The sequence below is a fragment of the Streptomyces sp. NBC_01465 genome (genome assembly GCF_036227325.1).
Lineage (GTDB): Bacteria > Actinomycetota > Actinomycetes > Streptomycetales > Streptomycetaceae > Streptomyces.
In genome coordinates this window covers 1,897,597-1,915,667 of record NZ_CP109467.1, presented here as the reverse complement: position 1 = coordinate 1,915,667, position 18,071 = coordinate 1,897,597, and the positions used below count along the sequence as shown (strand labels likewise).

The 18,071-nt window shown below is 67.9% G+C and carries 18 protein-coding genes and 1 riboswitch; of the genes, 13 read left to right on the top strand and 5 right to left on the bottom strand.

Annotation, left to right across the window (positions count from 1 at the left end):
- Positions 1-52: 52 nt before the first annotated feature.
- Complete coding sequence (locus tag OG707_RS08810; protein WP_329116154.1) at positions 53-250, bottom strand: hypothetical protein; 198 nt, start codon at positions 248-250, stop codon at positions 53-55.
- A gap of 131 nt (positions 251-381) precedes the next feature.
- On the opposite strand from OG707_RS08810, the gene OG707_RS08805 reads away from it, so the two are divergent.
- Entirely contained in the window at positions 382-1,359 is a 978-nt protein-coding gene (locus tag OG707_RS08805; protein ID WP_329116153.1) for a carbohydrate kinase family protein, read from the top strand.
- Here the strand turns inward: OG707_RS08805 and OG707_RS08800 are convergent.
- Positions 1,356-2,738: a cysteine desulfurase/sulfurtransferase TusA family protein gene (locus tag OG707_RS08800; RefSeq protein ID WP_329116152.1), complete on the bottom strand. Its 1,383-nt coding sequence runs from the start codon at positions 2,736-2,738 to the stop codon at positions 1,356-1,358. The genes OG707_RS08805 and OG707_RS08800 overlap by 4 nt on opposite strands.
- Positions 2,739-3,019: 281 nt before the next feature.
- Here OG707_RS08800 and ctaC point away from each other — a divergent pair, with 281 nt between their 5' ends.
- From ctaC to OG707_RS08780, 4 genes are all read left to right on the top strand, one after another.
- On the top strand, positions 3,020-3,988 hold the full coding sequence (ctaC, locus tag OG707_RS08795) for an aa3-type cytochrome oxidase subunit II (protein ID WP_329116150.1): 969 nt from the start codon (positions 3,020-3,022) through the stop codon (positions 3,986-3,988).
- Positions 3,985-5,718, top strand: a complete 1,734-nt coding sequence (ctaD, locus tag OG707_RS08790) for an aa3-type cytochrome oxidase subunit I (protein WP_329116148.1) — start codon at positions 3,985-3,987, stop codon at positions 5,716-5,718. The genes ctaC and ctaD overlap by 4 nt, the downstream gene beginning before the upstream one ends.
- Complete coding sequence (locus OG707_RS08785; protein WP_329116146.1) at positions 5,715-6,113, top strand: cytochrome c oxidase subunit 4; 399 nt, start codon at positions 5,715-5,717, stop codon at positions 6,111-6,113. Before ctaD ends, OG707_RS08785 begins: the two co-directional genes overlap by 4 nt.
- A gap of 109 nt (positions 6,114-6,222) precedes the next feature.
- Positions 6,223-7,503 carry a L,D-transpeptidase gene (locus tag OG707_RS08780; protein WP_329116144.1) on the top strand — a complete coding sequence of 427 codons (1,281 nt, stop codon included), beginning with the start codon at positions 6,223-6,225 and terminating at the stop codon, positions 7,501-7,503.
- Positions 7,504-7,522: 19 nt separating this feature from the next.
- Here OG707_RS08780 and OG707_RS08775 read toward each other — a convergent pair whose 3' ends face one another.
- Entirely contained in the window at positions 7,523-7,924 is a 402-nt protein-coding gene (locus OG707_RS08775; protein WP_329116142.1) for a hypothetical protein, read from the bottom strand.
- 187 nt (positions 7,925-8,111) lie between these two features.
- Here OG707_RS08775 and ctaE point away from each other — a divergent pair, with 187 nt between their 5' ends.
- The 6 genes from ctaE (at position 8,112) to OG707_RS08745 (ending at position 15,159) form a co-directional block, all read left to right on the top strand.
- Positions 8,112-8,732 (top strand): aa3-type cytochrome oxidase subunit III, encoded by a 621-nt coding sequence (ctaE, locus tag OG707_RS08770; RefSeq protein ID WP_329116140.1) that lies wholly within the window; start codon positions 8,112-8,114, stop codon positions 8,730-8,732.
- Positions 8,733-8,795: 63 nt separating this feature from the next.
- Positions 8,796-9,605 carry a cytochrome bc1 complex diheme cytochrome c subunit gene (qcrC, locus tag OG707_RS08765; protein WP_329116138.1) on the top strand — a complete coding sequence of 270 codons (810 nt, stop codon included), beginning with the start codon at positions 8,796-8,798 and terminating at the stop codon, positions 9,603-9,605.
- On the top strand, positions 9,602-10,657 hold the full coding sequence (gene qcrA / locus OG707_RS08760; RefSeq protein ID WP_329116136.1) for a cytochrome bc1 complex Rieske iron-sulfur subunit: 1,056 nt from the start codon (positions 9,602-9,604) through the stop codon (positions 10,655-10,657). Before qcrC ends, qcrA begins: the two co-directional genes overlap by 4 nt.
- A complete protein-coding gene (gene qcrB / locus OG707_RS08755) occupies positions 10,654-12,279 on the top strand; it encodes a cytochrome bc1 complex cytochrome b subunit (protein ID WP_329116134.1) in 1,626 nt (541 codons plus the stop codon). The genes qcrA and qcrB overlap by 4 nt, the downstream gene beginning before the upstream one ends.
- Positions 12,280-12,403: 124 nt before the next feature.
- A complete protein-coding gene (trpD, locus tag OG707_RS08750; RefSeq protein WP_329116133.1) occupies positions 12,404-13,468 on the top strand; it encodes an anthranilate phosphoribosyltransferase in 1,065 nt (354 codons plus the stop codon).
- 85 nt (positions 13,469-13,553) lie between these two features.
- Positions 13,554-13,671: riboswitch (SAM riboswitch) on the top strand.
- Between the two features lie 126 nt (positions 13,672-13,797).
- A complete protein-coding gene (locus OG707_RS08745; RefSeq protein ID WP_329116130.1) occupies positions 13,798-15,159 on the top strand; it encodes an aminotransferase class V-fold PLP-dependent enzyme in 1,362 nt (453 codons plus the stop codon).
- A gap of 58 nt (positions 15,160-15,217) precedes the next feature.
- On the opposite strand, the gene OG707_RS08740 is transcribed toward OG707_RS08745, so the two are convergent.
- Both OG707_RS08740 and OG707_RS08735 read right to left on the bottom strand, forming a co-directional pair.
- Positions 15,218-15,499 carry an Lrp/AsnC family transcriptional regulator gene (locus OG707_RS08740; protein ID WP_329116128.1) on the bottom strand — a complete coding sequence of 94 codons (282 nt, stop codon included), beginning with the start codon at positions 15,497-15,499 and terminating at the stop codon, positions 15,218-15,220.
- The gene (locus OG707_RS08735) at positions 15,496-16,248 is read right to left on the bottom strand and encodes a rhomboid family intramembrane serine protease (protein ID WP_329116125.1); all 753 of its coding nucleotides are present in this window, start codon (positions 16,246-16,248) and stop codon (positions 15,496-15,498) included. The genes OG707_RS08740 and OG707_RS08735 overlap by 4 nt, the downstream gene beginning before the upstream one ends.
- 128 nt (positions 16,249-16,376) lie before the next feature.
- Here OG707_RS08735 and OG707_RS08730 point away from each other — a divergent pair, with 128 nt between their 5' ends.
- Together OG707_RS08730 and OG707_RS08725 are read left to right on the top strand one after the other, a co-directional pair.
- A complete protein-coding gene (locus tag OG707_RS08730; RefSeq protein ID WP_329116124.1) occupies positions 16,377-16,619 on the top strand; it encodes a hypothetical protein in 243 nt (80 codons plus the stop codon).
- A gap of 34 nt (positions 16,620-16,653) precedes the next feature.
- The gene (locus tag OG707_RS08725) at positions 16,654-18,015 is read left to right on the top strand and encodes an NYN domain-containing protein (protein WP_329116121.1); all 1,362 of its coding nucleotides are present in this window, start codon (positions 16,654-16,656) and stop codon (positions 18,013-18,015) included.
- Positions 18,016-18,071: the final 56 nt, after the last annotated feature.

The window sequence follows — 18,071 nt, the reverse complement described above, 5'->3', positions numbered from 1 at the left end:
GGGACACGGGTGGGACGGAGCGGGGGAGCGCGCGGTTCCCTCTGCGCGCTCCTCAGTCGCCGTACTCCGACATGGAGTCGAGCAGAAGGGCGGAAGCGGGCGGGACGGTGATGCCGTGGATCAGCGACGGATGCACCGGTTCGGGCAGCGGGGCGGCGGGCACGACCCAGTGCGGAGCCATGCGGGCGCAGTCACCGCGGAGTTCGACCAGACCGGGCTCGCCCATGCTCTGTTCAAGAACGTCTTCCATATTCGCACCGTACGCACCTGGGACGCTTCGAAAAAAGCCCTACTATCAGGTAGTTTCCCGGCTTCGGTGCCCAGCGGCCGACCCGGTAGCGTGAAGTGTCAACCTCCCTCCTCCACAGGAGCGTCCTCGCCGTGCGCATTGCAGTCACCGGCTCCATCGCCACCGATCACCTCATGACCTTCCCCGGCCGCTTCGCCGACCAACTGGTCGCGGATCAGCTGCACACGGTCTCCCTCTCCTTCCTCGTCGACAACCTCGACGTACGGCGCGGAGGCGTAGGCGCCAACATCTGCTTCGGCATGGGCCAGCTCGGCACCAAGCCGATCCTGGTCGGTGCGGCCGGCTCCGACTTCGACGAGTACCGCGCCTGGCTCGACCGCCACGGCGTGGACACCGGCTCGGTCCGTATCTCCGAAGTCCTGCACACCGCACGCTTCGTCTGCACCACGGACTCCGACCACAACCAGATCGGCTCCTTCTACACGGGCGCGATGAGCGAGGCCCGCCAGATCGAGCTCCACTCGGTGGCCGAGCGCGTGGGCGGCCTGGACCTGGTCCTGATCGGCGCCGACGACCCCGAGGCGATGCTCCGGCACACCGAGGAGTGCAAGTCCCGCTCGATCCCCTTCGCCGCGGACTTCTCCCAGCAGATCGCGCGCATGTCCGGGGACGACATCCGCACGCTGCTCGAGGGCGCGACGTACCTCTTCTCCAACGAGTACGAGAAGGGCCTCATCGAGTCGAAGACCGGCTGGACCGACGCGGAGATCCTCGGCAAGGTCGGCCACCGCGTCACCACCCTCGGCTCGCGCGGCGTGCGCATCGAGGCCGTCGGCGCCGACCCGATCGAGGTCGGCTGCGCCGAGGAGGAGGCCAAGGTCGACCCGACGGGCGTCGGCGACGCGTTCCGCGCGGGCTTCCTCTCCGGCCTGTCCTGGGGCGTCGGCCTGGAGCGCGCCGCCCAGATCGGCTGCATGCTCGCCACCCTGGTCATCGAGACGCTCGGCACCCAGGAGTACACGCTGCGCCGCGCGAACTTCATGGACCGCTTCACCAAGGCGTACGGCCACGAGGCCGCCGCCGAGGTGGAGACCTTCCTCGCCGCCTAGTTGAGACGCCGCACCCGGTAGGCGGTCCCGCCGCCCACCGGGTGCGCGCCCACGTACTCCTGCGAACGCATGTCGCACCACGCGGGGATGTCGAGCCGCGCGGCCTCGTCGTCGGCCAGCACCGTCACCACCCCGCCCACCGGCACGTCACCGATCACCTTGGCGAGCTCGATCACCGGAATCGGGCACAGCTTCCCGAGCGCGTCCACCACCAGATCCTCGGTGCCGCCGCTCCCGGAAGCCCCGGTGGCCGGAGCCCCCAACTGCTTCCGTACGCCCTCCACGGCGCCCGGCAGCACCTCCAGGAACCGCTCCACGTCCGCTTCCAGGGCCCCCACGGGCAGCGACACCCGCACGTTCCCCTCGGAGAGCACGCCCATCGCCTTCAGTACATGACTGGGCGTCAGGGTCGAGCTGGTGCACGAGGACCCGGACGACACCGAGAACCCGGCCCGGTCGAGCTCGTGCAGCAGCGTCTCCCCATCGACATAGAGACAGGAGAAGGTGACGAGGTGCGGCATCCGGCGCACCGGATCCCCGACGACCTCCACGTCCGGGACGCTCGCGGCCACCCGCTCCCGGATCCGGTCCACAAGCCCCCGCAGCCGCAGTGACTCGGCCGCGGCCTCGGCTCGTACGGCACGCAGCGAGGCCGCCGCCGCCACGATCGCCGGGATGTTCTCGAAGCCGGCCGCCCGCCCCGACTCCCGTTCGTCCGCCGGGCCTTGAGTCGCGAACCTCACACCTTTCCGTACGGCAAGGAGCCCGACCCCCGCCGGTCCGCCCCATTTGTGCGCACTCGCGGCGAGCAGCGACCAGGGCGCGTCGACGGGCCCCCACCCCAGCGACTGCGCGGCGTCCACCAGCAGCGGCACCCCCGCCTCCCGGCAGGCCGCGGCCACTTCGGCGACGGGCTGTTCGGTGCCCACCTCGTGGTTGGCGGACTGCAGACAGGCCAGCGCGGTGTCCGTACGCAGGGCCGCCGCGAACACCGCGGGGTCCACCGCCCCGCTCCGTACGACCTCGGCCTCGGTCACCGAACCGCCGTCCGCCGCATGGGCTGCCGCCGAATGGAGCACCGACGAATGCTCGACCGCCGAGACCACCAGATGACGGCCGACACGCCGACGCCCCGCAAGCGCCCCGGCGATTCCGGAGTGCACGGCACGCGTCCCCGAAGAGGTGAAGACGAGTTCGTCCGGACGGCACCCGACGGCGTCGGCGGCCGCCTCGCGCGCCGCGTCGAGGAGCAGCCTGGCGCGCCGGCCCTCCCGGTAGAGCCGGGCGGGATCGGCCCATCCCTCGTCCAGCGAGGCCTGCAAAGCCTGGCGGGCGACGGGGTGCAGGGGTGCGGAGGACGCGGCATCGAAGTAGGACACGCCGACACGCTAGCCCGCGCCGCGGACCCGCAGCCCCTCCGCCCGGCGCCCACCTTCACCCGCCGTGAGGGGAGGGGCCGTCAGATACCCGTCGGAAGCCGGGATTCCATCCCTTTGGGGAGTCGGACGGCGCGTTGGGCACCCTCCCCGCGCGACCCCAAATGGCCTCCAGTAGGGTTTGGTCCGCATAAACATCCAAACCCCTGCCCGCGCAGGATCCGGCGACCGACCAGAGAGACGGCCGCAGGGCCGCACGGGCGAGACTCTCGGGAAGGCGCTACGTGAGTCCCACCGGCTCCGACCGCTCGTCGCGGCGCCCGATGCGGCGGAAGCTGCTCCAGGTGCTGACCGCGGGCGTGGTCCTGGCGACCGCCTCTGGTTGCACATACAAGGACTTCCCCCGCCTTGGTATGCCCACCCCGGTAACGGAAGAGGCGCCTCGGATCCTCTCCCTCTGGCAGGGCTCGTGGGCGGCAGCGCTCGCCACGGGCGTGCTGGTATGGGGGCTGATCATCTGGAGCGTCATCTTCCACCGGCGCAGCCGCACCAAGGTGGAGGTCCCTCCGCAGACCCGGTACAACATGCCCATCGAGGCGCTGTACACCGTGGTCCCCCTCATCATCGTCTCGGTGCTCTTCTACTTCACCGCGCGTGACGAGACGAAGCTCCTCAAGCTCTCCCCGACCACACCGGCCGTCACGGTCAACGTGGTCGGATTCCAGTGGAGCTGGGGCTTCAACTACATCGAGGACGTGGACGGCAAGGCCGACACCGGCGATGCCGCCAAGTCCAAGGAACTGAAGGACATTCCGGACAGGTTCCTGAAGCAGTTCCCGGCGGGCGCCGAAGGCGTCTACGACGTCGGCACCCCGGGCACTCGTAACCCGCAGAACGGCAATCCGGGTCCGACCCTGTGGCTGCCGAAGGGCGAGAAGGTCCGCTTCGTTCTCACCTCGCGCGACGTCATCCATGACTTCTGGGTGGTGCCGTTCCTGATGAAGATGGACGTCGTCCCGGGCCACACCAACTCCTTCGAGGTGACCCCTTCTCGTGAGGGCACCTTCAAGGGCAAGTGCGCCGAGCTCTGCGGCGTCGACCACTCCCGGATGCTCTTCAATGTGAAGGTCGTCTCCAAGGAGAGGTACGAGCAGCACCTCAAGGACCTGGCGAAGAAGGGCCAGAACGGCTACATCCCCGCCGGGATCGCGCAGACTGGCCACGCCAAGAACGCGGAGACGAACAACCTGTGAGCATCCTCAACGAACCTCAGGGTGCCGCGGCAGCAGACTCCTACGAGAGCGAGCTGCCGGTACGGCGCAAAGAGCCGGGAAACGTCGTCATCAAGTGGCTGACCACCACTGACCACAAGACGATCGGCACGATGTACCTGGTCACGTCGTTCGCGTTCTTCTGCATCGGCGGGATCATGGCGCTCTTCATGCGCGCCGAACTCGCCCGCCCCGGCACGCAGATCATGTCGAACGAGCAGTTCAACCAGGCGTTCACGATGCACGGCACGATCATGCTGCTGATGTTCGCGACGCCGCTGTTCGCCGGATTCGCGAACTGGATCATGCCGCTGCAGATCGGCGCGCCCGACGTGGCGTTCCCGCGGCTGAACATGTTCGCGTACTGGCTGTACCTCTTCGGTTCGCTCATCGCGGTCGGTGGCTTCCTCACCCCGCAGGGCGCGGCCGACTTCGGCTGGTTCGCCTACTCCCCGCTGTCGGACGCGGTCCGCTCGCCGGGCGTCGGCGCCGACATGTGGATCATGGGTCTGGCCTTCTCCGGCTTCGGCACGATCCTCGGCTCGGTCAACTTCATCACCACGATCATCTGCATGCGCGCCCCTGGCATGACGATGTTCCGTATGCCGATCTTCGTGTGGAACGTCCTGCTGACCGGTGTTCTGGTCCTGCTGGCCTTCCCGGTGCTCGCCGCCGCGCTCTTCGCGCTGGAGGCGGACCGCAAGTTCGGTGCGCATGTATTCGACTCCGCCAATGGCGGGGCATTGCTCTGGCAACACCTCTTCTGGTTCTTCGGCCATCCAGAGGTGTACATCATTGCCCTACCATTCTTCGGAATTATTTCCGAAGTGATCCCAGTGTTCTCCAGAAAGCCGATGTTCGGTTACATCGGCCTCATCGGAGCCACCATTGCGATCGCCGGCCTGTCCGTGACCGTGTGGGCGCACCACATGTACGTCACCGGCGGAGTGCTCCTGCCGTTCTTCTCCTTCATGACGTTCCTGATCGCCGTGCCAACAGGCGTGAAGTTCTTCAACTGGATCGGAACGATGTGGAAGGGCTCACTGTCCTTCGAGACACCGATGCTCTGGGCCGTCGGCTTCCTGATCACCTTCACCTTCGGTGGTCTGACCGGCGTCATCCTGGCCTCGCCCCCGATGGACTTCCACGTCTCCGACTCGTACTTCGTGGTCGCGCACTTCCACTACGTCATCTTCGGCACCGTGGTCTTCGCGATGTTCTCCGGATTCCACTTCTGGTGGCCGAAGTTCACGGGCAAGATGCTGGACGAGCGCCTCGGCAAGATCACCTTCTGGACGCTGTTCGTGGGCTTCCACGGCACGTTCCTGGTGCAGCACTGGCTGGGTGTCGAGGGCATGCCGCGTCGTTACGCCGACTACCTGGCGGCCGACGGGTTCACCGCCCTGAACACGATCTCGACGATTTCCTCCTTCCTGCTCGGTCTGTCGATCCTGCCGTTCTTCTACAACGTCTGGAAGACCGCCAAGTACGGCAAGAAGGTCGAGGTCGACGACCCGTGGGGCTACGGCCGTTCGCTCGAGTGGGCGACGTCCTGCCCGCCGCCGCGGCACAACTTCCTCACCCTGCCGCGGATTCGCAGCGAATCCCCGGCGTTCGACCTGCATCACCCGGAGATCGCGGCTCTCGACCAGCTCGAGAACCACGGTCACGCTGACGCAGCCCTCGTCGGCGGCAAGGAGGCAGGCAAGTGAAGGTCCAGGGAAAGATGTTCCTGTGGCTGAGCTTCTTCATCCTCGCCATGGCGATCGTCTACGGCGTGTGGTCGAAGGAGGCCGCGGGCACCACGGCACTCTTCATGGCCTTCGGCCTGAGCGTGATGATCGGCTTCTACCTGGCCTTCACGGCCCGGCGGATGGACGCCATCGCCCAGGACAACAAGGAAGCCGATGTCGCGGACGACGCCGGTGAGCTGGGCTTCTTCGCCCCGCACAGCTGGCAGCCGCTCTCACTGGCCATCGGTGGCGCCCTCGCCTTCCTGGCGATCGCCATGGGCTGGTGGCTGCTGTACTTCTCCGCACCGCTGATCCTGGTCGGCCTCTTCGGCTGGGTCTTCGAGTTCTACCGCGGAGAGAACCAGAACCAGTAGCACCCGTTCCACGCACGACGAGGGGCCCGGCCACCGTTTCAGGTGGCCGGGCCCCTCGTTTGCAGTCACCCAGCGCGCCGGAACTGACGGACCTTCATAACGTGAGTCCATGAGCCACGCACCTCGATTCCGTACGGTCCTGAGCTGCACCTTGCTGGTCGCGTCCCTGGCAGCGTCAGCGACCGCGTGCGCAGGGTCCGCCGCCAACCCGCTCTCCGCCAAGCCGTACGACGCGGCGGACCAGGTCTCCTTCAACGGGCCCTCGGGCACCGGGAAGACAAGCCCCGACAAGCCCCTGGAGATCACCGCCAGGGGCTCGGAGGCCCGCATCACCGATGTGACCGCCACAGACGCCTCAGGACGCTATCTGGCGGGCGAGCTCTCCGCCGACGGCAGCAGATGGCACTCCACCGCTCCGCTGGCCGCGGACGCCCACTACACGGTCAAGGTCGGCACCGAGGACCAGGACGGTTCACCGGGCCTGCGGACCATGACGTTCGACACGGCCACCGCCCCCAACAGGCTGCAGGTCACCTTCGGTCCCGAGGGCGGCAAGTACGGCGTGGGACAGCCCATCACCGCGCAGCTCAGCTCCAAGGTCAAGTCCCCGGCCGCCAGGGCGATCGTGGAGCGCGCCCTGCGGGTCGAGTCCTCGCCGTCGGTCGACGGCGCCTGGTACTGGGTCGACGACAACCTGCTGCACTACCGCCCGAAGTCGTACTGGCCCGCGCACGCCACCATCAACGTGCACAGCAACCTCGACGGCATCAAGGTCGACGGCAAGCTCTACGGCGGGACCGCGAAGCCCCTGAAGATCACCACCGGCGACCGGATGGAGGCCGTCACGGACGCCGGCTCGCACTACATGACGGTGAAGCGGAACGGGAACGTGATCAACACCATTCCGGTCACCACCGGCAAGCCGGGCTTCGACACCCGAAACGGCGTCAAGGTCGTGCTGGGGCAGGAATACTACGTACAGATGCGCGGAACCAGCATCGGCATCGCCGAGGGCAGCTCCGACTCGTACGACCTGCCGGTCTACTACGCGACGCGTGTCACATGGAGCGGCGAGTACGTCCACGCCGCCCCGTGGTCCGTCGGCTCCCAGGGGTACGACAACGTCAGCCACGGCTGCACGGGCATGAGCACCGACAACGCCGCCTGGTTCTTCAACAACTTCCGTCCGGGCGACCTCGTCTCGGTCGTCAACAGCTACGGCGAGACCATGACGCCGTTCGACAACGGCTTCGGCGACTGGAACATGTCCTGGTCCAAGTGGCGTACGGGCAGCGCACTCAACGGCGCCGCGCAGCACACCGACCCCACGGCACCCGAGGAGACCGAGGACTCCGCCGGGTCGGCCCGGCTGCGGCCGACCGCGGCCTGATCCGCAGCCGGTGGAGTGCTCAGACCCGTACGGCGGACCCACTGCGCAGCAGCGCGGCCAGTGTGCCCGCGAACTCCACCGGCTCGACCGGAAGGGTCACCGCCGCCTCCGCGCGGCTCCAGGTGGCCAGCCAGGCGTCCTGCGGGCGGCCCATCAGCAGCAGCACGGGCGGGCAGTTGAAGACCTCGTCCTTGATCTGCCGGCAGACGCCCATGCCGCCCGCGGGAACCGCCTCGCCGTCCAGGACGCACACGTCGATCCCGCCGCGGTCCAGCGCGGTGAGGACGGCGTCGAGGGTGGCGCACTCCAGGAACTCCACGGGGGGAACGTCGGCGGCCGGCCTGCGGCCCGTCGCAAGACGCACCTGTTCGCGGGTGTTGGCGTCGTCGCTGTAGACCAGGACCGTGGCGCTCGGCTGCATTGTTCCTCCGTGACGGCGGTGTCTTCGGTGTATCCGGTGCATGAATCCTGGCGCGGATGCTACTCCGCCCGACACCCCGTCAACACCGGTTCGGACAGCCTTCCGATGGGCCGTTCGGGCAGGACACACGGCCCTGACACACCGAACGGCACCCCCCAGGGTGAGGGCGGGATAAGCGACCGACATAATGTCGGTCGTGGCGACAGCAACGACAGTAGAAACCGGGCACGCGCACCCGTCGGTCAATCGACCGAACCTCACCAGCGTCGGAACCATCATCTGGTTGAGTTCCGAGCTGATGTTCTTCGCGGCCCTCTTCGCGATGTACTTCACCCTGCGATCGGTGACGGGTCCCGAGCACTGGAAGGAAATGGCGTCCTCGCTGAACCTTCCGTTCTCGGCGACGAACACCACGATCCTGGTGCTCTCCTCCCTCACGTGCCAGCTCGGCGTATTTGCCGCGGAGCGGGGCGATGTGAAGAAGCTCCGCACCTGGTTCATGATCACGTTCGTGATGGGTGCGATCTTCATCGGAGGCCAGGTCTTCGAGTACACCGAGCTGGTGAAGAAGGACGGCCTCTCGCTGTCCTCGGATCCGTACGGCTCGGTGTTCTACCTCACGACCGGCTTCCACGGCATGCATGTGACAGGCGGTCTGATCGCCTTCCTGCTGGTACTCGGCAGGACATACGCAGCCAAGAGATTCACTCACGAGCAGGCCACCGCGGCCATCGTCGTGTCCTACTACTGGCACTTCGTCGATGTCGTGTGGATCGGCCTGTTCGCCACGATCTACCTGATCAAGTAATCGGGCCCAAGCCCGAAACACTCCGCAAGACCGACGCAGAAGATCCTGACACCGGGGTAATCCGTGAAAAAGCTCTCCGCACGACGACGCCATCCGCTGGCGGCGGTCGTCGTCCTACTCTTCGCGCTGGCGGCCACCGGGGGGCTGTACGCCGCGTTCGCGCCCGCTGGAAAGGCTCAGGCCGACGAGTCCGCGCAGTCCCTTGCCATCGACGAAGGCAAGAAGCTCTACTCCGTCGGCTGCGCCAGCTGCCACGGAACCGGTGGTCAGGGCACCTCGGACGGTCCCAGCCTGGTGGGCGTCGGCTCTGCAGCCGTCGACTTCCAGGTCGGCACCGGCCGTATGCCTGCCCAGCAGCCCGGCGCGCAGGTGCCGAAGAAGAAGGTCATCTACTCGGAAGCAGAGATCGAACAGCTTTCCGCGTACGTTGCCTCCCTCGGCGCCGGCCCCGTCAAGCCGACGGACAAGCAGTACGACACCTCGGACGCCGACATCGCCAAGGGCGGTGACCTGTTCCGTACGAACTGCGCCCAGTGCCACAACTTCACCGGTGAGGGTGGCGCGCTGACCAACGGCAAGTTCGCTCCGAGCCTCGAAGGCGTGGACGCGAAGCACATCTACGAGGCCATGCAGACCGGCCCGCAGAACATGCCGTCCTTCCCCGACACGACGATGCCGGAGAAGAACAAGCAGGACATCATCGCGTACATCAAGACCGTCAACGGTGACAACTCCGCCAGCCAGGGCGGCCTCAAGCTGGGCGGCCTCGGTCCGGTCAGCGAAGGTCTCTTCGGCTGGATCTTCGGTCTGGGTGCGCTCATCGCAGTAGCCATCTGGGTCGCGGCCCACACCGCTAAGGCCAAGAAGTCATGAGTAGCAACGAGAATTCCGAAGAGAACCTGCCGAGCGCGCAGGGCGAAGGCGAGCACGGCTCGGTGGAGCGTGCGGACAATCCGTTCGCCGACCCGGGTCTGCCGGCCCACCGGCCGCGCGTCCAGGACATCGACGAGCGGGCAGCCAAGCGCTCCGAGCGCGTGGTCGCTTTCCTGTTCGTGTTGTCCATGCTCGCCACGATCGCGTTCATCGCGTCGTACGTGGCCTTCCCGGTCGACAAGATCGTCTACATCTTCCCGTTCGGGCATGTGAGCGCGCTCAACTTCTCCCTGGGTCTGACCCTGGGCGTGGCGCTCTTCTGCATCGGCGCGGGCGCGGTCCACTGGGCCCGCACCCTGATGTCGGACGTCGAGACGCCGGCCGATCGTCACCCGATCGAGGCCGACGCCGAGACCAAGGCGCAGGTCCTCGCGGACTTCCGCCAGGGCGCCGAGGAGTCCGGCTTCGGCCGGCGCAAGCTCATCCGCAACACGATGTTCGGTGCGATGGCCATGGTGCCGCTCGCCGGTGTGATGCTGCTGCGCGACCTCGGTCCGCTGCCGGAGAAGAAGCTCCGTACGACCCTGTGGGCCAAGGGCAAGGTCCTCATCAACATGAACACCAACGAGCCGCTGCGTCCTGAGGACGTCGCCGTCGGTTCGCTGACGTTCGCCATGCCCGAGGGCCTGGAAGAGAGCGACGAGGACTTCCAGACGCAGATCGCCAAGGCTGCCCTGATGATCGTCCGCATCCAGCCGGACAACATCAAGGACAAGCAGGAACGCGAGTGGGCCCACGAGGGCATCGTCGCGTTCTCCAAGATCTGCACCCACGTCGGCTGCCCGATCAGCCTGTACGAGCAGCAGACGCACCACGTGCTCTGCCCGTGCCACCAGTCCACCTTCGACCTGTCCGACGGCGCACGCGTCATCTTCGGCCCGGCCGGTCACGCCCTTCCGCAGCTGCGGATCGGCGTCAACGGCGAGGGGAACCTCGAAGCGCTCGGCGACTTCGCAGAGCCCGTCGGTCCTGCCTTCTGGGAGCGCGGATGAGCACCGTGACGGATACACAGCGCAAAGCGCCCGCCGGTGAGCGGGTCGCAGACTGGGCTGACGGACGCCTCGGCATCTACGGCCTGGCCAAGTCCAACATGCGCAAGATCTTCCCGGACCACTGGTCCTTCATGCTCGGTGAGATCTGCCTCTACAGCTTCATCATCATCATCCTCACGGGTGTGTACCTGACGCTGTTCTTCCACCCGAGCATGAACGAGGTCGTGTACCACGGCCCGTACCAGCCGCTCCAGGGTGTGCGCATGTCCGAGGCCTTCGCCTCGACCATGAACATCAGCTTCGAGGTCCGCGGCGGTCTGCTCATCCGGCAGATCCACCACTGGGCCGCGCTGATCTTCCTGGCCGGCATGCTCGTGCACATGATGCGCGTCTTCTTCACGGGCGCCTTCCGCAAGCCGCGCGAGGTCAACTGGCTGTTCGGCTTCCTGCTGTTCATGCTCGGCATGTTCACCGGGTTCACCGGCTACTCCCTCCCGGACGACCTGCTGTCCGGTACGGGTGTCCGGTTCATGGAGGGCGTGCTGCTCTCGATCCCGGTGGTCGGTTCGTACCTGGCGATGTTCCTGTACGGCGGGGAGTTCCCCGGCGGTGACTTCGTCGCCCGGTTCTACTCGGTCCACGTACTGCTGCTGCCGGGCATCATGCTCGGCCTGCTGGTGGCGCACCTGATCCTGGTCTTCTACCACAAGCACACGCAGTTCGCGGGCCCCGGCCGTACGAACAAGAACGTCGTCGGCATGCCGCTGCTGCCGGTCTACATGGCCAAGGCCGGAGGCTTCTTCTTCCTGGTCTTCGGTGTCATCGCGGTCATCGCGGCGGTCGCCTCGATCAACCCGATCTGGGCGATGGGCCCCTACCGACCCGACCAGGTGTCCACGGGCGCCCAGCCGGACTGGTACATGGGCTTCTCCGAAGGACTGGTCCGCATCATGCCGGGCTGGGAGATCAACGCCTGGGGCCACACCCTCGTGCTGGGTGTGTTCATCCCGATCGTGATCTTCCCGCTGGTCCTGGTCGCGATCGCGGTCTACCCGTTCCTCGAGTCCTGGGTCACCGGCGACAAGCGCGAGCACCACATCCTGGACCGCCCGCGCAACGTTCCTACGCGTACCGCCTTCGGTGTCGCCTGGATCACGCTCTATCTGATCCTGCTCGTCGGTGGCGGCAACGACCTCTGGGCGACGCACTTCCACCTGTCGATCAACTCGATCACCTGGTTCGTCCGGATCTTCATGTTCGTCGGACCGGTCCTCGCGTTCATCTTCACCAAGCGCTGGTGCCTCGGTCTCCAGCGCCGTGACCGCGAGAAGGTGCTGCACGGACGCGAGTCCGGTGTCATCAAGCGCCTGCCGCACGGTGAGTTCGTGGAGATCCACGAGCCGCTCAAGCCGGCGCAGCTGCACACGCTCACCGCGCACGAGCAGTACAAGCCGCTCGAGATCGGCCCTGCGGTCGACGAGAACGGTGTCGCGCGCAAGGTGTCGCGTCTGCAGAAGCTCAAGGCCAAGCTGAGCAAGGGCTACTACGGCGGCGAGAGCCAGATCGAGAAGCCCACCGTGCAGGAGTACGAGGAGATCACCAGCGGCCACGGCCACCACTGATCCCCTGACCTGAAGGTCGCCACAGCAGGAGCCCCGTCCATCCGATGGACGGGGCTCTTCGCTGTCCCCGGGGGCTGGATAAGGTAGTCGTATCCCTATTCGGCTGTGGACCCAGGAGCGGACCATGAACGTCTGGACACCGGTTGGCGGCGACAGCGTGGCGGCCTACTCCTGGCCGGGCGTACTCGACGCACTGCTGAACGGCACCGACCAGAGTGCGGACGCGACGGCCTGGGCCATGGACCGCATCATGAGCGGCGAGGCGACGGACGCCCAGATCGCCGGATTCGCGGTGGCGCTGCGGGCCAAGGGCGAGACCGTGGAGGAGATCACCGGTCTCGTACGGACCATGTACGCGCACGCCAACCTCATCGAGGTCTCCGGGCCCAGCGTGGACATCGTGGGGACCGGCGGCGACGGCTTCAAGACCGTCAACATCTCCACCATGTCGGCGGTCGTGGTGGCCGGGACCGGGGCGAAGGTCGTCAAGCACGGCAACCGGGCGGCATCGAGCGCCTCGGGCGCCTCGGACGTACTGGAGAAGCTCGGCGTCAATCTGCAGCTGACGCCCAAGCGGGTCGTCGAGGTCGCGGAGGAGGCGGGGATCACCTTCTGCTTCGCCGTGAAGTTCCACCCGGCGCTGCGCCATGTGGCCAGCGCCCGGCGGGAGTTGGGGATCCGCACCACCTTCAATCTGCTGGGGCCGCTGACCAACCCGGCCCAGGTGCGCTCCCAGGCCGTGGGGGTCGCCGATGCCCGTATGGCGCCCATCGTGGCCGGGGTGCTGGCCGAGCGGGGCAACTCCTCGCTGGTCTTCCGCGGGGACGACGGCATGGACGAGCTGACGACGACCGCGACGTCCACGGTATGGGTCGTACGGGACGGATCGGTCCGTGAGGAGTCCTTCGACCCGCGCGACGTGGGCATCGAGCTGGTGCCCGTGGAGGCGCTGCGGGGCGCGGACGCCTCGTACAACGCGGAGGTCGCCCGGCGGCTCTTCGACGGCGAAACGGGTCCCGTACGGGATGCGGTGCTGCTCAACTCGGCGGCGGCGCTGGTCGCACTGGAGCCCGGGGGCGGGACGCTGAACGAGCAGATCGCGGCGGGGATCGCCAAGGCCGCGGAGTCCATCGACTCGGGGTCGGCGCGCAAGGCGCTGGAGCGGTGGATCGCCGCCAGCAACGCCTAAACACGCGGGTGATGTGACGTAGGGCGCAGTCCAGATGACGGACTGCGCCTTGCGTGCATCCCGGCTTGTGGCAAGATTCTCGGCAGGTCATGAGTGACAGCGATTTCGGCCTCAGCCCGCTGTCCGGCAACCCTCCTTCCGTGGCGGGGTGCCCTGAGTGAAGACCGGGCCGCAGACAACAACGTCTGCGGCAAGCGCGGATCCCTCACCAGGGGTCCTGGTTTTCGAGGGAGTTTCTTCCGTGGTTCAGCGAATGCGATAGGGCAGTAGCCCCTCTTCCCGCACACCCTTTTTCGCTCGGTTTCGCCTGCCTTTCCCGGGAGTTCGTCATGTCTGTCTCCAGTGCTGTCGTCGATTCTTCGGTTTGTACCCCTCTGCCCGTACTTGGGCGGGATGTTCTGGTGCCGCTCGTCACCGGCGGAGAAGTCACCTACGCGGCTCTCGACTACGCGGCGAGCGCCCCGGCGCTGCAGCGGGTCTGGGACGACGTGGCGGCGTACGCCCCGTACTACGGCAGCGTGCACCGCGGCGCCGGGTACCTCTCGCAGCTCTCCACCGACCTCTTCGAGAACAGCCGCGCCACCGTCGCGGAGTTCCTCGGCTGCCGCGAGGGCGACCAGGTCGTCTTCACCCGCTCCACCACCGACTCGCTGAACCTCCTCGCAGCGGTCCTCCCCGCCGACTGCCAGGTCTTCGTCTTCGAGACCGAGCACCACGCTTCGCTGCTGCCCTGGCGCGACGCCAAGGTGACCTACCTCAACGCGCCCCGCACCCCGCAGCAGGCCGTCGAGACGCTGGAGCGCGCGCTGGCCGACCGCGACCCGTACGGGCCTGCGCTGGTCTGCGTCACGGGCGCTTCGAACGTCACCGGTGAGCTGTGGCCCGTCAAGGAGCTGGCGGCCGCCGCCCACGCCCACGGTGCGCGGATCGTGCTCGACGCGGCGCAGCTCGCGCCCCATCACCCCGTGGACATCGCGGAGTTGGACGTCGACTGGGTCGCCTTCTCCGGTCACAAGCTGTACGCGCCCTTCGGCTCGGGTGTGCTCGCGGGACGCTCCGACTGGCTGACCGAGGCCGAGCCGTACCTCGCCGGCGGTGGCGCATCCCGCAAGGTCGCCCGGCGCACCGACGGCGGTGTGGACGTCGAGTGGCACACCACGGCCGCCCGCCACGAGGCCGGTTCGCCGAACGTCATCGGGGTGTACTCGATCGCCTCCGCCTGCAAGGCGCTCACCGAGGCCGGCTTCGACTCGCTCGTCGAGCACGAGCAGTCGCTGGTCGCGCAGGTCCGCGCGGGCCTGGCCGAGGTCGACGAGGTCAAGGTGCTCTCGCTCTTCGGCGACGACGCCCCGCGGGTCGGCGTCATCTCCTTCGTGGTCGAGGGCTGGAACAGCTCGCACTTCGCCGCGGCCCTCTCCGCCGAGTACGGCATCGGGGTGCGCGACGGTCTCTTCTGCGCCCACCCGCTGGTCCGCACCCTCCTCGGCAGCGACCCGCAGGACCCGGGCGAGTGCGGAGCCCCCGAGGCCGAGCCGGGCGAGCGCTCGCTCAACGCGATCCGGGTGAGCTTCGGCGCGGGCACCCCCGACGAGCACGTGGAGCGCTTCGTGCGCGCGGTCAAGGAGCTGGTGCGCGACGGCGCGCGCTGGAACTACCGTACCGAGGACGGGCGTTGTGTCCCCGCGGTGTGATCCGACATGACGAGGGCCCCGGCAGCAGCGCTGCCGGGGCCCTCGTGCGCAAGACGGGTTACGCGTCCAGGCCGATCGCGAAGGCCGCTTCCAGGTCGTGCTGGGAGTACGTACGGAACGCGACGTGCGTGTCCGTCGCCTCGACGCCGGGGATCTTGCTGATGGAGCCCGGGATGATGTCGGCCAGGTCGTCGTGGCGGGCGACCCGCACCAGGGCGATCAGGTCGTACGTACCGGTGACGGAGTAGACCTCACTGACGCTGTCCAGCGCGGCGATCGATTCCGCGATCTCGGGGATCCGGTCCACGCTGGTCTTGATGAGCACGATCGCGGTGATCACGGCTTGCTTTCTCCCTCGGTGGCCGTCGCTGGGACCTTCACTCTAGTCGTACGGCGATAGCACGCCGCCGCGTAGACGAAGCCCGTCGCGAAGCCCACCAGGTGCGCCAGATAGGCCACGCCGGGGCCGGTGCCCGCGCCCCTGGCCGCCAGCCACTGCAGGACGAACCAGAAGATCAGCACGATCCAGGCGGGGAAGCGCAGCGGCAGGAAGAGAAGGAACGGGAAGATGCTGGTGACCCGGGCCTTGGGGAAGAGATAGAGGAAGGCGCCGAGCACTCCGGAGATGGCACCCGAGGCGCCCACCAGGGGCTGGTCCGACGTGGGGTGCGCGAGTGCGTACGCGAGCAGGGCGAGATACCCGACGACGAGATAGAAGACGGCGAAGTGGACCCGGCCCATCCGCTCCTCGGTCATCGCGCCGAAGACGTACAGGAAGAGCATGTTGCCGAGCAGGTGCAGCCAGTTGGCATGGACGAAGAGCGCGGTGAGCGGGGTGATCAGCGCGTGCCCCGTCGCGGTGGTCAGCTCGTCGGGAACCACGCCCCAGCGGGCGAAGTAGGCGCTCTGGGCGGCGAGGAGGGTGTCGCCGGTGCCGTAGACGGGATTGAAGCCCGAGACGGGGCTGAGGAGGAAGACCAGGCAGCAGAGGCCGATCACGGCGTAGGTGACCACGGGTCCCCGGACCGTGCTGCGCCATCCGGCCGTGCGCTTCTTGACCGCATCCCTCTTGATCACAAGCGCGAGCATGACGTAATTGGACCAAACGGTACAGACCGCCTCGCCGGATCTCACATGGTCGACTGGCTCCGCAAGGGGTATGCGAGAGGCCGTAGGGTTACGGGCAGTACACGGCGATGGACAAGAGGACGGCACGCATGACGACGGTTCCCCAGCCGACTGACACGACCCGCTGGCGCTGCACGCTGTGCGGCAACCTGACCCGGTTCGACGTGACCCGCTCGTCCAAGGTCGTCGAGTATCTCCATCTCGACCTGGCCGGAGAGGCGAAGGTCGAGGAACGCGAGGTGGTCAGTGAGACCATCGAGTCGGTGCGCTGCCGCTGGTGCAACGCGGTGGATCAGATCGAACTCGTGGACAGGCCGGACGCCGCCTCCTGAGGGAGTGCGGGGCAGAGAACAGTTGGGGTGACGGATGGTGGAGCCAGCAAGCGGCGCTGATCCGGCCGGAGCGGCCGACGGCGTTGCCGAGGCGCTCGACCGCCCGCTGCCCGAAGGAGTACGGCGGCGGGTCGTCGCCCTGGTGTCCGACGCGTTCGGCGGCCTGACCGTCGCCGAACTCCCGTCGCAGCTGCGCCAGTACGCCCGCTTCACCCCCACCAGACGCGCCAAGTTCGCGGGCAACGCGATGGCGGCCGCCCTGGAGAGCGACCCGCTGTTCCGTCAGCGCATCGGCGAGCGGCTCAAGGAGTCCCAGCCCGAGCTGGCCGGGGCCCTGGAGGCCGGCTCGCCGCCCGCTGCCGCCGATCCCGTCGACGTCGCCGCGGCCGCCTATGTCCTGCGCCCCGTCGGCTGGGTGAAGCTCGTCGCCGCCGCCGGCGAGGAGGCCCAGCGCGCGGACGCCGAGCGCGCCGACGAGGAGGCCAGGCGCGAGCTGGAGCGGCTGCGCGAGGAGCTCGCCGGGGCCCGGGCGGAGACCAGGGCCGAGAACGAGCGGCTCCGCGGCGAGCTGGACGCGGCCCGTAAGGAAGCCGAATCGCTTCAGCGCAAACTGCGCAGCGCGCAGAGCGACATCAAGCGGGGCGAGGCGGCCCTGCGGCGTACACACGGTGACATCGACGCCATCAAGGCCGAGGCGGCCGCTCACGTGGCCTCCGCGGAGGCCGAGTCGCGGCGGCTGAAGGCGCGCCTCGGCGAGGCGGAGGCGGCGGCGGAGGCCGGCCGTCGTGCCGTACGGGAAGGCCGGTCGGTCGAGGACATGCGGCTGCGGCTGCTGCTCGACACGGTCCTGGACGCGGCCCAGGGGCTGCGCCGCGAGCTGGCGCTGCCGCCCGCGGCCCAGCGGCCCGCCGACCTCGTGGACGCGGTGGAGCCGGGGCGCATGTCACCCAAGGACATCGCGGCCAGGGCGCTCTCGGACATGGACCCGGCCCTGCTCGACCAGCTGCTCGCGCTTCCGCAGGCGCATCTGGTGGTGGACGGCTACAACGTCACCAAGACCGGCTATCCGCAACTGCCGCTGGAGAAGCAGCGGCTGCGGCTCCTCGGCGGTCTCTCGATGCTCGCGGCACAGACCGGCGCGGAGATGACGTGTGTCTTCGACGGGGCCGAGCTGGCGGCGCCGGTGCTGCTCGCGCCGCCGAGGGGCGTGCGGGTGCTGTTCTCCAAGCCGGGTGTGACGGCGGACGAGTTGATCCGCCAGCTGGTGCGTGCGGAGCCCTCGGGGCGGCCCGTGGTGGTCGTCTCCACCGACCGCGAGGTCGCGGACGGAGTGGCGAAGTCCGGTGCCAGGCCCGTCGCGTCCGCCTTGCTGCTGAAGCGGCTTTCGCGCGTCTAGTAACTCCTGTGCCTATTGCCCGGATTCGATCCATGGCGACTGAAGCACAGGGTCAA

Excerpts from the sequence above, each read along its gene's own strand:
- OG707_RS08810 (WP_329116154.1), bottom strand. The coding sequence starts at position 250 with ATGGAAGACGTTCTTGAACAGAGCATGGGCGAGCCCGGTCTGGTCGAA.
- OG707_RS08780 (WP_329116144.1), top strand. The coding sequence starts at position 6,223 with ATGAGCCACGCACCTCGATTCCGTACGGTCCTGAGCTGCACCTTGCTG.
- OG707_RS08775 (WP_329116142.1), bottom strand. The coding sequence starts at position 7,924 with ATGCAGCCGAGCGCCACGGTCCTGGTCTACAGCGACGACGCCAACACC.
- ctaE (WP_329116140.1), top strand. The coding sequence starts at position 8,112 with ATGTCGGTCGTGGCGACAGCAACGACAGTAGAAACCGGGCACGCGCAC.
- qcrA (WP_329116136.1), top strand. The coding sequence starts at position 9,602 with ATGAGTAGCAACGAGAATTCCGAAGAGAACCTGCCGAGCGCGCAGGGC.
- qcrB (WP_329116134.1), top strand. The coding sequence starts at position 10,654 with ATGAGCACCGTGACGGATACACAGCGCAAAGCGCCCGCCGGTGAGCGG.
- trpD (WP_329116133.1), top strand. The coding sequence starts at position 12,404 with ATGAACGTCTGGACACCGGTTGGCGGCGACAGCGTGGCGGCCTACTCC.
- OG707_RS08745 (WP_329116130.1), top strand. The coding sequence starts at position 13,798 with ATGTCTGTCTCCAGTGCTGTCGTCGATTCTTCGGTTTGTACCCCTCTG.
- OG707_RS08735 (WP_329116125.1), bottom strand. The coding sequence starts at position 16,248 with ATGCTCGCGCTTGTGATCAAGAGGGATGCGGTCAAGAAGCGCACGGCC.
- OG707_RS08730 (WP_329116124.1), top strand. The coding sequence starts at position 16,377 with ATGACGACGGTTCCCCAGCCGACTGACACGACCCGCTGGCGCTGCACG.
- OG707_RS08725 (WP_329116121.1), top strand. The coding sequence starts at position 16,654 with ATGGTGGAGCCAGCAAGCGGCGCTGATCCGGCCGGAGCGGCCGACGGC.